We start from the raw sequence: 783 nt of genomic DNA on the forward strand, positions 1-783 counted from the left end.
TATGTGCTTTTTGACTGTTGGTTTGCGAATCCGGCACAGATTCAGGCAATCAAAGAAAAAAAGCTTGATGTCATTGCCATGATCAAGAAAAGCAGCCGTATCAAGTACGAATATAACGGCGAAAAGCTCAGCATAAAAGAAATCTACTCCCGTAATAAGAAGCGTCGTGGTCGTTCAAAATATCTGCTTTCTGTAGATGTAATGCTCGGTAAGGAGAACTCTATTCCTGCAAAAATCGTTTGTGTTCGCAACAAGGCTAATCGTAAAGACTGGCTTGCTTTCGTATGCACTGACATGAGTCTGTCTGAAGAAGAAATCATACGCATCTATGGGAAAAGATGGCAGATCGAGGTATTCTTCAAAACCTGTAAGTCTATGCTGAATCTTATTGGTGAGTGCCATAGTCTGTCCTATGATGCATTGACGGCTCATACTGCAATCGTGTTTACACGATACATGCTGCTCGCTCTGGAGCAGCGGCAGAATTCTGACCAAAGAACTCTTGGGGAACTGTTCTTCTATCTTGCGGATGAAATGGCAGATATCACTTTTTCACGCTCGTTTTATATCCTTATGGAAGCACTTGTCGCGAGTCTTCAGGAGATACTGAAACTGACGGACGACCAGATTTCTGAATTCGTTACCGATTTTGAGTCTCGACTTCCGGAATATCTTCAGAAAGCACTGCATCCAACGGTATCAGTGGCATAAATCGCTATTTTGTTAGCTGAAATATAGAGTTTTCAAGGTACAAGTCCCATTTTGGGTATGGGAAGTCTTTAT

General features: G+C 42.0%; 1 protein-coding gene. It reads left to right on the forward strand.

The annotated features are described in order from the left end of the window. Window positions 1–711 (forward strand): transposase (locus LI149_RS15025; protein WP_227143612.1); only part of this gene is annotated, 711 nt, incomplete at its 5' end. Window positions 712–783 lie beyond the last annotated feature (72 nt).

The organism is Dorea sp. 210702-DFI.3.17 (genome assembly GCF_020560825.1).
GTDB lineage: Bacteria > Bacillota > Clostridia > Lachnospirales > Lachnospiraceae > Dorea > Dorea formicigenerans.